The organism is Erwinia rhapontici (genome assembly GCF_020683125.1).
Taxonomy (GTDB): domain Bacteria; phylum Pseudomonadota; class Gammaproteobacteria; order Enterobacterales; family Enterobacteriaceae; genus Erwinia; species Erwinia rhapontici.
Window position 1 is genome coordinate 3,259,787 of record NZ_CP085627.1, and the last position, 14,824, is coordinate 3,274,610.

The window sequence follows — 14,824 nt, forward strand, 5'->3', positions numbered from 1 at the left end:
TCCCAACTATCGGCTTAATGCGTTGACCCATTTCTGGGCAGCGTTTTCAAGGATTCCGTACACGGCCTCAAAGGCATCGCGGCTTTTCTTATACGGGTCGGCGATTTCCTGCTGATTGATCCAGTGTCCAAACAGCATGGTTTTGCCACGTACGGAAGGGTTGATGCGGCAGACCTGGTCGACATGTTTTTTTTCCATCACCAGGATCAAATCGTAATCCCGGCACATGCCCGACGTGAGTTGCTGTGCCACATGCCCTTGCAGTGACACACCATTTTCACCGGCCACGCTGCTGGCAGTGTCGTCAGCAGCGTGGCCGACCATGGCCCCCAATCCCGCGGATGCGATATTCTTCTCAGGTAGTGCGGATTTCAGCAGTCGTTCCCCGGTGGGGGAACGGCAGATATTTCCGATACAAACAACTAAGATTGAATTAATCATAATGTTTCCCGGCGGTTACCAGTTATGAAGCGTCTGCACGGTACGTGTCGCATCGTAAACACCGCTGATGGTCGGAACGAGCTGTGAAATCACGCGGTTCCAACGGGTGAGCGGCGTAGAAGTGACATAAACGATGTCATAAGGTTCTAATTGGAACTCGGTACCCATTACCATCGCGGCGGCATCTTTAGTATTGAGCTGATAGATGTTGGCGATTTTGCTGCGGTTAGGTCCTTTAGTTGGACGAATCACGAAGACACCCGTTGCATCAGCAGCGGCCTGATCCATGCCCTGAGCATTACCCAGCGCTTCCGACAGCGTCATGCCGCTGCGGTCCATTTTCAGTGTGGCCTGCTGTTTCACTTCACCCATAACGAACACTTTGAGGTCGTCATTACGCGGCACATAAAGAATGTCGCCAGGGTACAACAAATGGTTTTGCGACAGGTCACCGTTCTTCATCAGCGCCTGTAATGAAATAGGCTGCTCGCGGCCGTTGTGCGTCAGCACTACGTTTCGCCAGTCGGCGTTGGCGGTTAACCCGCCCGCGGCGTTGACGGCATCAAGAATGGTCAACGGCACGTTGGTGATCGGCTGCTGGCCAGACGTCGTCACTTCACCGGTCACATAGGTTTTCTGTGATTTAAATGAGGCAATGCTGACATCGACCTGCGGGCTTTCAATGTACTGGGACAGGCGGCGAGCGATCTCATCACGGATTTCCTGCACCGTGCGACCCGCTACACGCACTTTTCCGATATACGGATAGAAGATCGTGCCATCGGAATGGACCCAGTTACCGGTGTCGCTGGCGCTACGATACTGACCAGATGGGGTTGTCAGTTCCGGGTGATCCCAGACGGTCACCGTCAGAACATCACCGACCCCGATACGATACTCATAAGCCTGCAACTCGCGCTGCAGCGCTTCATTCGCCTGTGCCACAACCGGTTTTGGTCGCATGCGTTCAACCAGGCCCGGCGTCAGCGGGAAGACATTAACGTATTTGTCGATGTCAAAATCACTGTCCTGTTGCTTGACAACATCTTTACCCGTGGTGGAAAGGTGGCTGCCCGGCTCGATGGTACAGCCGGAAAGGAACGCTGCTGAGACCAGCAGGGGTATCAATTTAGTTTTGATTTTAATCATCTGGTTTATCGCTATCAGTAATTTGAATGTGAATGGCGAGACCGCCGCTGTGTAGCGTCTAAAAGTTGCTAATACTGCAAATCAGGTACTTATTTGTAAGGCCCCCTGCTTTGTTTTAATAAGCCCCATCCCGTTTCAGAACCACACCGACGGTTTTGAACAAGATGGCGATATCGTTCCACAGTGACCAGTTTTTCACGTACCAGGAGTCGAAGTAGACGCGCGTTTCGTAATCAACATCATTACGTCCGCTCACCTGCCACAATCCGGTCATGCCTGGTTTAGCCATATAGTAGTAATCCACATCACCCGCATAGCGTTCCAGTTCGGCTTCAATCACCGGACGTGGCCCCACCAGACTCATTTCACCGCGCACGACATTCCATAACTGCGGTAATTCATCAAGGCTGGTTTTACGGATAAAATGTCCAACGCGGGTAATGCGCGGGTCATTTTTCAGCTTAAAGTCTTTATCCCACTCTTCACGCGCTGCCGGGTCAGTGCGCAGCACCTCTTCGAGCACCTCTTTCGAATTCACCACCATGGAGCGGAACTTCAGACATTTAAATTTGCGGCCTTTGAAGCCAACGCGTTCATGACCATAAATAGGGGCACCACCGTCGCGGGAAACCATAAATATCAGCGCCGCTAATGCAGGCAACAGCATAGTGATAATCCCCAGCGCGCCAACGATATCGAAGGTGCGTTTCAGGAAGCGCGAGGTGCGCTTGGCGAGATTGTTGTTCACGCGCAGAATCATCACTTCATGGCTAAAGATGTATGCCATATCTGTGCCATAAAGTGGCACACCACGCAGTGAAGGGATGACGGATACTGAACGGCAGTTATGTTTGGCCAGATTCTTCAGCCACAGATCGCGTGACTGGCTCTGCTCATATTCCACTGCCACGATAAACTGCGTTTCGCTGTTCACCATTGCCCACAGCGTCTGCTCGTCTTTCACAACCGGGATACCGAAGAGTTCATGAGCGGGCTGGCTGCCATCGACATCAAAGAAAGCCACCACATCAAAGCCCATCACTTCTTCGCTTTGCAGCGCCTGATACGCTTCTTCGGCATTTTTACCACTGCCTAAAATAATCGACTGCTTTTTCCACAGATTGTTTCGATTAAGCACGCGTTTCACAACGGCACGTCCCACCGGGATCATCACCATCGCCAGCAACCAGGTTAATACCCAAATCCAACGGGACAATTCCCATTTAGATAATGCGCTGATTGAAAGTGCAATAATCGAAAATACTAAGACGGTTCTGAAGACTTCTTTTAACTCAAACCAGAAGGGTTTGCGGTAAGTGTAATGGCGTAATCTCACCCAGAACCATCCCACACAAACAACAGAAAGGAGAATATGTGTAACAATAGTCAATTTGAAATCGATGGCAGGTATATCCGACAGAATATCACCTGGAAAACTATTAATGAGCAGAATGGCCACAGCCAGTGCCGCATTAAAACAGATGAGATCTGAGAGAGCCAATGACAGTTTTATTAACAACCCTTTAAAGGTAAATTCAATATCGCGCATAGTTAACTCGTAATTTTTATCTTAGGAAGCCTGTGTTTTATTGGTCTCTGACCTGGTGAGATGAGTATTTAATCAACACATCAGTTATTACACAGGAAACTTATTTAGGGAGTCTGACAAAAAGGTCATCGTAGCTGGCATAGCGGCTAGAGATTTTGGCAAGAAAATCAACATGAACGTTTACTGTTCCGCGGCGCTTCCTGAACAGTCTCAAGACTCGTCAGGACACGCTACCGCCCCTGGCTTGTAGCTGCCAATGCGCTGTAATGTTGCCATTTCATGTTGTTCACCTGCCATTTTCAGCGTCAGGCTTTAGCGTTTTTATCGACAGAAATGCGTCATCATTCACATAAATCAACATTTAATCCGTCAGTACTGCGCTAAATACAACATCCACGCAGACATTCAGTAACACGTTGCTATACTAGTTATAACTGGCCTGTTTACAAGAGGCTCCCCTCGCCCGTACCTTCTTTTAGGAATAAGACTACGTTGCTGCTGCGTCAGTACCACTCATTGCCCTACTCCTCTCACAGTAAAATTAAGATTAATTCCCTGTCGAAAACTAAGAATAATCCTACTTCCGTGTATTCAGGTTATAAGTATTACTCTTTAATCAATCTGGCCCTATACGATTAATCCTGAAAAGAAACAGTTTAAGAATTTCGGTAACCGATGGTTATTAATCCGCCGATAAGGCGGATTATCCTCCCTTCCTGAAGTCCTAAAGACAATACGCCCGGATTACAGGTTGAAATGGTGGCGATTCCGACTCATCATTGATGATCTCATATGCTGTTCAGGTGAAAACAATGTTCGAATGGATCGCCGACCCGTCAATCTGGGCCGGCCTGGTCACGCTAGTCCTGCTGGAACTGGTCCTGGGTATTGATAACCTGGTGTTTATAGCCATCCTGGCTGAAAAGCTTCCCCCCGCACTGCGCGACCGTGCGCGCGTCACCGGCCTGATGCTGGCTCTGCTGATGCGCCTTGGCCTGCTGGCCTCTATCTCCTGGCTTTCATCACTGACCGATGCCCTGTTTAGCGTCAACGGTCACGGTTTTAGTGCACGCGATCTGATCATGCTGGTCGGCGGCGTATTCCTGCTATTTAAAGCCACGATGGAGTTGAACGAGCGGCTGGAAGGTAAGGATGGGGAAGAAGGCCCGCAAAAACAGGGCGCACGCTTTTGGCCTGTGGTGGCTCAGATTGTGGTGCTGGATGCGGTGTTCTCGCTGGATTCGGTGATCACCGCTGTCGGTATGGTTGACCACCTCGCCGTGATGATGGCAGCGGTGATTATTGCCATCTTCCTGATGCTGCTGGCCAGTAAACCTTTGACCCGTTTCGTTAATAGCCACCCGACCATTATCATTCTCTGCCTCAGCTTCCTGCTGATGATCGGCTTCAGCCTGATAGCCGATGGTTTTGGCTACCATATTCCTAAAGGGTACCTGTACGCTGCCATCGGTTTCTCAGTGATTATTGAAGCCCTGAACCAGCTGGCGCAGTTTAATCGCCGTCGTTTCCTCTCTGCAAAATCGCCGCTGCGTAAACGCACCGCAGAAGCGGTACTGAGACTACTGCGCGGCCACCACGAGCAGGCTGAACTGGATGCGGAAACCTCATCACTGATTGCCGATAATGCCGGGCGCAAAGCCATCTTCAACAAGCAGGAGCGCATGATGATTGCTCGCGTGCTGGCCATGGGCCAGCGCAGCGTTCGCAGCATCATGACCTCACGTCATAATATTGAGCATATTGACCTGGCCGAGTCGCCGGAAAAAATCATGGCGCTGCTGGACAATAATCAGCACACACGACTGATCATTACCGAAAACAGCGATGAACCGCTCGGTGTGGTACACGTTATTGATCTGTTGAAGCAGGCCCTGCATGGCAATGACATTGATCTGCGCGCGCTAATCCGCCAGCCATTGGTTTTCCCTGAGCAACTTGCCCTGCTGCCCGCGCTAGAACAATTCCGTACCGCCCGTACCCATTTTGCGTTTGTCGTCGACGAGTTTGGATCGGTTGAAGGCATTGTGACGCTGAGTGATGTGATGGAAACCATCGCCGGCAACCTGCCTAATGAAGGGGAGAAGATCGATCCACGCTACGATATTCAACAGAATGCCGACGGCAGCTGGACGGCAAATGGCCATATGCCACTCGACGATCTGGCCATGCATCTGCCGCTGGTACTGGATGAGAAGCGCGAATACCTCACGCTGGCAGGATTACTGATGGAGCATTTGCAGCGCATACCGCAGGAAGGGGAAGAGGTTCAGGTGGGGGATTACCTGTTCCGGACGTTACAGGTTGACAGCCATCGGGTACAAAAGGTGCAAATTATCCCGCAGAATGACACCGTGTAATGTCAGCGAATGTCGGGGGCGACCCTGTTCCCATCGCCCCCGACAACATCACAGACCTTTCAGCAACTTATTCATATTGTCTTTGTTGTTGCTATCCGGGTTACGTTCAATCCACTGCTGCAGACGCTGACGGGCTTCGTCACGCAACTCGTCACGCAGCACCTGATCCACTCTCAGGTTGTAGTTAATCGCCGACCACGGACCATAGATGTGTAATGGCACTGGCGTTTGTTGCAGACGCTGTACCAGCGTACTGTCACCGCTCCAGCCTTGGGTCACCGTCACGCCAAAGCGAATATCCAGCGTTCTTTTCACCACATCAATCATGCCTGCGCCGGTATAGTTCAACTGATCGGAACGGGCATCCAGGCGACCAAAATTAAACACGCCATTATTGAGTGCCAGCCGCCCCTGGATTTGTTGCAGGTTGGGTTGGTTCTCCTCATTCTGGCCGCGTACTTTGGTGCTGTTATTCTCCACCGCTCGCTGGATCAATTGCTGGAAGTTAAGACCGGCAAACTGCGCGTCCCGAATACTCAGGTCCGCACTGCCCTGCCACTGTCGCTTAACAGCGTCGACAGTCAGCCCCTCACCGTGAAAGTCCCCTTTGAGCGAAAGTGCACCACTGACGTTGTTTGGCAATTCAAACCCTTTCAACAACGGCGTCAGTGCAAAATGCTTCAGGTCTGGCTGGAGTGCCACTTTGGTCTGTGCGCTACGCACATCAATCGTACCTGGCAGAGAGAAACTGCCTTCAGCGGCCTGGCCCCTGAAGGTGTTCACCGTCAGTAACCCCCCTTCACTGGCGGCGTCCAACTGCACATTGTTCATCTGCAGCCCGCGCCAGTTGAGTTTGTCGGCCACCAGGGAGAGCTGACCGTCCATCGCATTGAGAGGGGAATCGGCATTATCATACTCTGGTAACGCAGCAATCACCGGTGCAGGGCCGGTACGCTGTTCAGCCCCAGAGGCGCCCCCCGCAGAAACGGGGTTCAGGCCCAGTAAGGCATCCAGATCGAGACTGGCCGCGTGCAGACTGGCAACCACCTGGGGGCGCGTCCCCAGGGAACCTGACACCTTGCCAGTGAGCTGACTGTCATTGGCACTGAGGCTGATATCTTCAAGACTGAACTGACGGGTTGGTGACGTCCATTGGGCTTTCATCCGGGCGCTGCCTTTCACGCCGTCCTGAGGAAGATTAGCCCCTTTGAGTTGGTAATCGAACTGATTGATGACCGCGCCGATGTGTCGTGGATAATCGGTAATATCCAGATCGCTGTCCATGCTCACCTGCAACTCGCGCTGGTCACGGTTTATCCGGCTGCTCAGCGTGATGTGCGCACGGCGAGGCTGCGTCTGATCCAGCGCCAGATTAAAATCACGCACGTTCAGTTGTTCACCATTAGCTTGCTGCCAAACCAGCAGGCTGTCAGCAATGCGCAGATGGGAAATATCGAACTTCCAGCCATGCGTTACGTCGCTGACAGAGGTGGTGGTCCCTTTATCGACGGGGCCGATCGGTGCATCGGCAGGACGCTGGCTTTCGCTGTCCTGCGTCAGGCGCACAACGGCACCTTTCAGCATGACCTGCTTGACGGAAAGCTGATGGGAAAGTAGCGGCAACAGATCGACGTCAAGCCGCATATTTTGCGCACTGACAACGGGCTGTGCGGCACCCGGCGCGGTCAGGGTCACCGGCCCGGAAAGGATGCTGAGCTGCGGCCAGACATGCCAGCGCAAATCGCCATTGAGCGCCAGCTGGTAGCCATTACGCTGCTCCACCTGGCGAATCATATAGGCGCGAAAATCATTAGGATTAACCAGCACGACCAGCGCGGTCATACCCGCCACCATCACCACCAGTAGAATGGCGAGGGTCGTTATAAATCTTTTCATGCCTCTCCTTAACCCTTCATCTTTCCGCTCACAGCGGTGTTGGCTGCCTTCCCTCACCCCAGTCACTGACTGATGTAAGCTCCTGGGGATTCGCTCAGTTGCCGCCTTGCTGCAAGCTGAAATCTAAAGGGTTTCATCACTCTTCTTTCCGCTCACAGCGGTGTTGGCTGCCGTCCCTCATCCCAGTCACTGACTGATAGTGTAAGCTCAGCTTGAATGATGCCGGGTAATCAGTCTTTATCGATGCGGCTGGCATCCGCCCCCTGCTGCCCTTTGTACTTGGCATCCTGGCGGCTGTTATAAGGACGCGCTGCCGGCCCCGACAGCGGCTCAAAGCTCAGTGCGCCAATCAGCATGCCAGGGCGCAGCGCTAATGGCAGTTTACCTGAATTATAGAACTCCAGCACAATCCGGCCCTGCCAGCCCGGGTCAATACGATGAGCGGTCACGTGAACCATCAGCCCAAGACGCGCCAGTGAAGAGCGACCGTCCAGCCAGCCCACCAGATCGTCGGGGATGGTCACCGACTCCAGCGTCACCGCCAGCGCCAGTTCACCAGGGTGCAGATAGAAGGCATCGCCTTCCGGCAGCACAATTTCATCGCTCATCACGCGTTCCAGCGCCGCGCTGACTTCGTCTTTCGGTCCACTTAAATCAATAAAAGGAGCAGTATGACCGCGAAAAGTGCGGAACTGATTGCCCAGGCGGACATCAACGGTGGCACCATTGATACGTTCAACCGGCGGGCGGGGATCAATGCCCAGTTTGCCATTATCAAGCCAGGCTTCTATATCGCGGTCACATAATCTCATGGTGCACTCCAACAGACGCTTCGATTACTCGAAGAACTGATTAATTTTCGCTTTCAGGATATCAATGGCAATACGGTTTTTGCCGCCACGCGGCACAATAATGTCAGCGTATTGTTTTGAAGGTTCGATAAATTGCAGGAACATCGGGCGCACCGTCTTCTGATACTGTGCCATCACCGAGTCCATTGAGCGCCCGCGCTCGTTCACATCACGTTTCATACGACGCATCAAACAGATGTCCAGCGGGGTATCAACGAAGATAGAGAAGTTCATCTCCTGACGCAGTCGCGCATCCGTCAGCAGCAAAATCCCTTCAAGGATGATCACTTTCTTCGGCTTAAGGCAGATGGTTTGCTGGGTGCGAGTATGTTCCACATAACTGTAGACGGGGAGCTCAATCGCCTGCCCGGCTTTCAGCATCTGCAGATGTTGTAGCAGCAGATTGTGGTCCATAGCGCTGGGGTGGTCGTAGTTCGTCTTGACCCGCTCCTCCATAGTGAGGTGGCTCTGGTCTTTGTAGTAGGCATCCTCGGGGATGACACCAATATTTTCATCGCCCACGCGATCGCGTACTTCACGATACAACGTACTGGCAATAAGACTTTTTCCCGAGGCTGAAGCGCCTGCGATACCTACGATGACGCACTGATGCGACTTGTCAGTCATATATTAAAGACCTGGTTCTGAGACAATATAAGGGTAAGCATAACCCGGCAGATTTCGAGCCCCCTCTTAGGGTCTGATGTTAGCGCAGACAAAAAACGCCAATAAAAACGCCTGCGGCTTGAAAAATGAAGGGCATAGCGGGCGCAATTATAGGGAGTTACCCCTGTTGATGCCAGTAAAAAGCGCCTGCAACTTTTTCAGACTTTCCCGTTAGGCGACAATCAGTTTCATCGTTAAACTGATGGACAGAAAAACAGTAAAAAGGAAACCGTGTGTCCTGGCATATCGTCCATATTTTGACCTATTTTGGCGACAGCATGTTGCTGATCCCCACCGCTGCCATTATGGCGTTATTACTCCACCGGAAAAGTGACAATAAACGCACGGCCTGGTACTGGCTGCTGGCCTTCTGCACCGCAGGCGCGGTGGTCAGCCTGTCAAAAATCGCCTTCCTGGGGTTTGGTATTGGCAGCGCACGTTTCAATTTCACCGGCTTCAGCGGCCACAGCGCGATGTCTGCCACCCTCTGGCCGGTGATGCTCTGGCTGTTGAGTGCGCGTCTGCCGGCAATCTGGCGTATTTCAGCCATCGCTATCGGCTATCTGATCCCGCTGATGGTCGGCATCTCACGCCTGGTACTACATTATCACTCCGTCAGTGAAGTGGTCTGTGGATTAATCCTCGGCTTTACACTGAGCAGCGCATTCCTGATCGGCCAGCGTCACACCCGCCCGCGCGGATTTTCCCTGTGGCAACTGAGCATTGCCCTTCTGGTGCCGCTGCTGCTGATTGGGCATGGCCGCATCGCCACCACCCAGCAGTTCCTGCAACGCCTGTCCGTACAGATCGCCGGTATCGACCATGCCTGGACCCGTGAAGAGTTGCTCAAATTGCGCCAGTAATGGCGCAAAACCTCCCCCTGACGCGATATTGCCCCCCTTTCAATCGTCCGAATAAGACGATCTTTTGATTGTGCATTTGCCGCTGCATCGTCTATTCCTTATGCTAGCATGGCATTAGTTATTGAGATTACGCCTATATCGGCGCTGCGCTGGATATGTAATGACGACAGAAACGTTACAACGAATAGCCCTCTCCCGCCCACGTTGGGTCAACGGGCTGCTATTGGGATTATTGAGTTTTGTCGTCACCTTTTTCTGCCTTGAGCTGATTAAAGTCAGCGGGCAAATTTCCCCGCTGTGGTTTTCCACCGCCCTGATGACCATGGTGGTTTTCCGCAATCCTTCGCGCGATCTGCCTGTGCTTCTGTTCGGTTGCGTGTTGGGGGTCACCTGCGCTAATGCCACGGTGCTGGGTCTGTCGTTCTCCAATCTAAAATTCCCCCTGGTTAACCTGCTACAGGCATTGATGGGGGGAATACTGCTTCGCCAGCTGCTTGACCGACGTGCGCCGCTCAACTCCCTGTACAGCTGGTGCAAGATGGTCGTTTCCATCGGCATATTTACGCCACTGGCAGGCGGGTTGTTAGCCACCTGGATACTGGATATCAACGGCCATGCCTCATTTCGTTTTTTTACCACGTGGACGATTTCCGAGGTGATCGGCATGCTGGCTCTGGGGCCGGTTTGTCTGCTGTGGCAGCCTGATTATGTTCGCCGTCACTTACGCCAGAATGTCTTGTTCGAAACGCTGCTGACTCTGGTCATCACATTGTTCCTGTGCTGGGTAACGCTGCGCTATGCCCCCTGGCCGTTCACTTTTGTGATTGTGATCCTGTTCTACAGTGCGGTGCGACTGCCCCGCTTTGAAGCCTTTGTTATCTATCTCGCGACCATTTCCATGATGTCGCTGATGCTGGCGCTTCACCTCATCCCAACGGACAACACCAGTGCACAGCTGCTCTCCTCCATGCCATGGGTGCCTTTTCTGCTGGCGCTGATCCCCAGCCATATGATGACGCTGGTGATGCATTCGTTTCGCGAGGAGCGCAAACATATTTCTGAGAGCGAGACCCGTTTCCGTCACGCGATGGAATATTCAGCTATCGGTATGGCACTGGTCTCTACCCGTGGTCAGTGGATGCAGGCCAATAAAGCCCTGTGCCAACTGCTGGGGTATACGCCCGAGGAACTCTATGCGATGACCTTCCAGCAGTTGACGCATCCTGACGATCTTGATGCAGACCTGGTTCAGTTACATACCCTGTTGGCAGGTGATATTCAAAGTTACAGCATGGAGAAGCGCTATTTCAGTAAGAACGGGCAAACCCTTTGGGCACTGCTGGCCGTCTCGCTGGTTCGTGATAATGAGCAGCAGCCGCTCTACTTTATTGCGCAAATTGAAGATATTACCGAGTTGAAGAAAACCGCGAAGGTCAATCAGCAGTTGATGGAACGCATCACCCTGGCGAATGAAGCTGGCGGTATCGGCGTGTGGGAGTGGGACCTGCAAAGCGGAACCATGAACTGGGATAAGCGCATGTTCCAGATATACCAACTCCCCACCCATGCGCAGGCGACCTATCTGACCTGGGCAAACAGCCTGCACCCTGCCGACCGCGATGAGGCCATCACCACTTTCGACAACGCGATTAAGAATGCCACGCCCGTCGATATTGAATTTCGCATTGAGACCGACATCGGCATCCGCCATATCCGCGCGCAGTGCAGTATCGTGCTGGATGAAAAAGGCAACGTCGAACGTATGCTGGGCATCAATCAGGATATGACCCCGCTGCGCCAGTTAACCGATGCGCTCTATGAAGAGAAAGAACGCATGCATATTACTCTCGATGCTATCGGTGAAGCCGTGATCAGCACCGATGAAGAGATGCGCGTTATCTTTATGAACCCGGTGGCGGAAAAAATGAGCGGCTGGCTGCAACATCAGGCATCGGGTCAACATATCAGCAATATTCTGCATATCACTCACGGCAGCCAGGGTCCCGAGCGTGAAAATCTGCTGCTGTGCGACTTACCCCAGCAAAAAATACCGGGCGATCTTGATGCCGAACTGGTGCTGCATAACCGTTCCGGCGAACAGTTCGCCATACATTACAGTCTGTCGCCACTGAAAACGCTGACCGGAGAAAATATCGGTAGCGTGATGGTCATTCAGGACGTCAGCGAATCACGTGCGATGCTTAAGCGTCTGAGCTACAGCGCCTCTCACGATATGCTGACCCGCCTTCCCAATCGCGTCAGTTTCGAACATCAGTTAAAACGTCTTATCCTCTCTTGCACAGAACAGCAGCAACATGTGCTGGTCTTTATTGACCTCGACCGTTTTAAAGCGGTCAACGATACCGCGGGCCATGCAGCGGGTGACGCATTGTTACGTGAAGTCTCTGGCGTGATGCAGCAGCATCTGCGCGCTAGCGATTTCCTGGCCCGCCTGGGGGGTGACGAATTCGGTGCATTATTGCCAGATTGCTCACTGGAACAGGCCAGTGAGGTAATCGACCGTATTGTTCACGCCGTGAACGATTATGGTTTCCTGTGGGAGGGCCGTTTGCATCATGTTGGTGCCAGCGCAGGTCTGACGCTTATCAGCCCGGAGAATGCCAGCGCCAGTGAACTGATGGCACAGGCCGATCTCGCCTGCTATCACGCCAAAAATAACGGACGCGGCCAGCTTTCCGTGTATGAAAGCCACCTGCTGAAGCGCCTGAAACCCGTAATGAGTCGCATTGAAAACGAACAAATCATCGCTCAGCAGCCGATGCGGCTGCACGTCTGGGCCGCCGCACCGCCTGGGAAAATTCATGCCACCAGCTTCTATCTGGCGGAGATGCAATTGTTTACACCGGAGGGACAAGAGATTGATGAGGCCAGCTTCCGCGCCGGGTTACAGGATGGTGATCTGTTTGTGGCCCTTGACCGTAAACTGATTAGAGAGTTTTTCCAGCATTATGCGCAGGGTGCGCTGAGCAAAGGGTTAACGCTGGCGCTACCGGTTTCAGGTTTTGGTTTACGTGATCCGCACTTTATCAACGAGACACTCGCACAGTTTGCACGCTACGACGTTCCGGCCAACCTTATCTGGTTCGCGATCAACGCCGATGTACTGAGCCAGCATGATGTCGTACTGCACCAGAATATTGCCCGTCTGCGCGCCACGGGAAGCCGTATTGTACTGCGCAATTTTGGCCGTAATCTTGATGCGTTTAACCAGCTACCGGCCGAGGAGATCGACTATCTGATCCTCGCCAGTGAGCTGGTCGCCAACGTTCACTGCAACCTGATGGACGAAATGATGGTGTCGATCATTCACGGCCACGCCCAGCGTCTGGGGATCAGCACCCTCGCCGGGCCAGTAGAACTGCCGGTGGCACTGAATACGCTGTCGAACATTGGGATTGATGTCGTCTGGGGTGAGGTGATTGCGCCACGCCAGCCGCTGTCGACACTGCTGCTCAACAGCTACTTCGCGATAAAATAACCCCCTCACCGCAATACAGGTGTTATTGACCGCCGGGCTGACGCAGGCAGGACTCACTGACCCAGCGCCGGACCAGGCTGTCCTGCACCGAATCAGTTAACAGCTCTGCGCTGGCCGACATCAACGGGCCACAGGGCAATCCTGCCTTGCGCATAACGGCCAGCGTCTCGGGCCCATCTTCATAACGAAAAACCGCCAGCATCTGTTGAGGCGATAAGGTCACCCCCTGGGCGATCGCACTGGCCAGCACCTGCTGTAACACGCTGGGTGACTCTTCACGGAAACGCCAGTTGCCACGGGATTCATCAATCAACGTATTGGTCATTGCGCCCTTCCCGTCACGGGGAGAGGGTTCCTGGTAATGATCCCAGACGATTAATTTGCTGTTCAGCAGCGCGGTGCGGGTGGCTGGCGGGGCATATTTGATCATCCACGCCATCAGGTTCAGGTGACGCCCTTCCCCATCAGACAATGTTTGTTCCAGCTGTGTCGGCTGCTCACGCAGTGCGGCCATCAGCGTTTGCGTGTCCTCATTGAGCGCCAGCAGTGCCAGCCGCCAGAGCCCTTCCGGCGCGGGCAGATACTTCAGTAAGAAATTTGCGCTCTGACCGTTGCCGTTAAAAATCGCACGGGTCAGGTAAGAGGCGGCGCGCTTGTCACGCGGGTGAATCCAGTCCGGGCGTGCCGCCAGTAACAGCGCCATGCTGTCATAAAACTGCTGCTGTTCTGCCTCACCCGCTGGCGGGTCCTGGCGCAGATCGCGCAGCGGGTCGTAATCGAAGGATAATGACTGAATCTGCGCCGGGGTGAGCACCGACAGGAACAGCTTCAGCGCCACCGTATTATGGCTTTCAATCGCATTGCTTAACGCGCTATAGCCATTTTCACCTTTATCCAGCGGCGAGAGGCCACGACGGATAAAATAGCGCAGCGTCTGTTCAGGGTACTCTTTTGCCGCCGCCCGATAGAACAGCTCGCGCGCACTCTCATCAGAAAGCCTGTCCAGCTGCGAACGAGCCCCCTGCTCCAGAAGTACCAAATTATGCTGCATCTGCTGTTCGTGGCGTTTCCATGCCATCGTGCTTTGATTGGAGGGATTAAAATAGAAGGCGGCAGCCAGGACAATAAACAGCAGCCAGCTGGTCACCAGCGCAGGGATGGGCGGTGTGCCCCGGCGCTGCCAGCGTGCCAGAAATAGCGTCAGCCAGGTTATCAGCGTGACCAGCCACATGAGAATTTCGCTGGAGAACTCCACCACTTTCAGGCCACCCGGCCAGAGCATCAAGGCAATCATCAGGGATTGAGGCAACAACGCGCCCAGTAATACCCATCGTGACCGGGCTCGCTGTGATAACACCACGGTAAAGATGGCCGTAACGGCAAGCATCAGTGGTGCAAGCATCAATGCCAGTAATAATATCAGTACAGACCAGTCCATTTATTTCTCCCTGCCCCCCGGCCAAACGGCAAGGCGGTGATTCCATGTGAAGGGCGTGATTCTATACAAAGCAGGCAAATATACCCAAAATAAT

10 protein-coding genes are annotated in these 14,824 nt (G+C 53.3%); 3 read left to right on the top strand and 7 right to left on the bottom strand.

Annotation, left to right across the window (positions count from 1 at the left end):
- Positions 1-6 precede the first annotated feature (6 nt).
- From LJN55_RS15240 to wbaP, 3 genes are all read right to left on the bottom strand, one after another.
- On the bottom strand, positions 7-441 hold the full coding sequence (locus LJN55_RS15240; RefSeq protein WP_133841526.1) for an arsenate reductase/protein-tyrosine-phosphatase family protein: 435 nt from the start codon (positions 439-441) through the stop codon (positions 7-9).
- Positions 442-456: 15 nt separating this feature from the next.
- Complete coding sequence (locus tag LJN55_RS15245) at positions 457-1,590, bottom strand: polysaccharide export protein (RefSeq protein ID WP_133841525.1); 1,134 nt, start codon at positions 1,588-1,590, stop codon at positions 457-459.
- A gap of 115 nt (positions 1,591-1,705) precedes the next feature.
- Positions 1,706-3,139: an undecaprenyl-phosphate galactose phosphotransferase WbaP gene (gene wbaP / locus LJN55_RS15250; protein WP_133841524.1), complete on the bottom strand. Its 1,434-nt coding sequence runs from the start codon at positions 3,137-3,139 to the stop codon at positions 1,706-1,708.
- An 812-nt stretch (positions 3,140-3,951) separates the two neighbouring features.
- Here wbaP and LJN55_RS15255 point away from each other — a divergent pair.
- Complete coding sequence (locus LJN55_RS15255) at positions 3,952-5,517, top strand: TerC family protein (RefSeq protein ID WP_227534791.1); 1,566 nt, start codon at positions 3,952-3,954, stop codon at positions 5,515-5,517.
- Positions 5,518-5,565: 48 nt separating this feature from the next.
- Here LJN55_RS15255 and asmA read toward each other — a convergent pair whose 3' ends face one another.
- The 3 genes from asmA to udk all read right to left on the bottom strand — a co-directional run bounded on the left by asmA (position 5,566) and on the right by udk (position 8,891).
- Complete coding sequence (asmA, locus tag LJN55_RS15260; RefSeq protein ID WP_227534792.1) at positions 5,566-7,413, bottom strand: outer membrane assembly protein AsmA; 1,848 nt, start codon at positions 7,411-7,413, stop codon at positions 5,566-5,568.
- 230 nt (positions 7,414-7,643) lie between these two features.
- Positions 7,644-8,225 carry a dCTP deaminase gene (gene dcd, locus LJN55_RS15265; RefSeq protein WP_133841521.1) on the bottom strand — a complete coding sequence of 194 codons (582 nt, stop codon included), beginning with the start codon at positions 8,223-8,225 and terminating at the stop codon, positions 7,644-7,646.
- 24 nt (positions 8,226-8,249) lie between these two features.
- Positions 8,250-8,891 carry a uridine kinase gene (udk, locus tag LJN55_RS15270; protein ID WP_133841520.1) on the bottom strand — a complete coding sequence of 214 codons (642 nt, stop codon included), beginning with the start codon at positions 8,889-8,891 and terminating at the stop codon, positions 8,250-8,252.
- Between the two features lie 272 nt (positions 8,892-9,163).
- Between udk and LJN55_RS15275 the strand changes: the two genes are divergently transcribed.
- Together LJN55_RS15275 and LJN55_RS15280 are read left to right on the top strand one after the other, a co-directional pair.
- Positions 9,164-9,793 carry a phosphatase PAP2 family protein gene (locus LJN55_RS15275; RefSeq protein WP_227534793.1) on the top strand — a complete coding sequence of 210 codons (630 nt, stop codon included), beginning with the start codon at positions 9,164-9,166 and terminating at the stop codon, positions 9,791-9,793.
- A 160-nt stretch (positions 9,794-9,953) separates the two neighbouring features.
- Positions 9,954-13,292 (top strand): diguanylate cyclase, encoded by a 3,339-nt coding sequence (locus tag LJN55_RS15280; protein WP_159336328.1) that lies wholly within the window; start codon positions 9,954-9,956, stop codon positions 13,290-13,292.
- A gap of 22 nt (positions 13,293-13,314) precedes the next feature.
- On the opposite strand, the gene LJN55_RS15285 is transcribed toward LJN55_RS15280, so the two are convergent.
- Positions 13,315-14,730 carry a hypothetical protein gene (locus LJN55_RS15285; RefSeq protein ID WP_227534794.1) on the bottom strand — a complete coding sequence of 472 codons (1,416 nt, stop codon included), beginning with the start codon at positions 14,728-14,730 and terminating at the stop codon, positions 13,315-13,317.
- Positions 14,731-14,824 lie beyond the last annotated feature (94 nt).

Excerpts from the sequence above, each read along its gene's own strand:
- LJN55_RS15240 (WP_133841526.1), bottom strand. The coding sequence starts at position 441 with ATGATTAATTCAATCTTAGTTGTTTGTATCGGAAATATCTGCCGTTCC.
- LJN55_RS15245 (WP_133841525.1), bottom strand. The coding sequence starts at position 1,590 with ATGATTAAAATCAAAACTAAATTGATACCCCTGCTGGTCTCAGCAGCG.
- wbaP (WP_133841524.1), bottom strand. The coding sequence starts at position 3,139 with ATGCGCGATATTGAATTTACCTTTAAAGGGTTGTTAATAAAACTGTCA.
- LJN55_RS15255 (WP_227534791.1), top strand. The coding sequence starts at position 3,952 with ATGTTCGAATGGATCGCCGACCCGTCAATCTGGGCCGGCCTGGTCACG.
- asmA (WP_227534792.1), bottom strand. The coding sequence starts at position 7,413 with ATGAAAAGATTTATAACGACCCTCGCCATTCTACTGGTGGTGATGGTG.
- dcd (WP_133841521.1), bottom strand. The coding sequence starts at position 8,225 with ATGAGATTATGTGACCGCGATATAGAAGCCTGGCTTGATAATGGCAAA.
- udk (WP_133841520.1), bottom strand. The coding sequence starts at position 8,891 with ATGACTGACAAGTCGCATCAGTGCGTCATCGTAGGTATCGCAGGCGCT.
- LJN55_RS15280 (WP_159336328.1), top strand. The coding sequence starts at position 9,954 with ATGACGACAGAAACGTTACAACGAATAGCCCTCTCCCGCCCACGTTGG.
- LJN55_RS15285 (WP_227534794.1), bottom strand. The coding sequence starts at position 14,730 with ATGGACTGGTCTGTACTGATATTATTACTGGCATTGATGCTTGCACCA.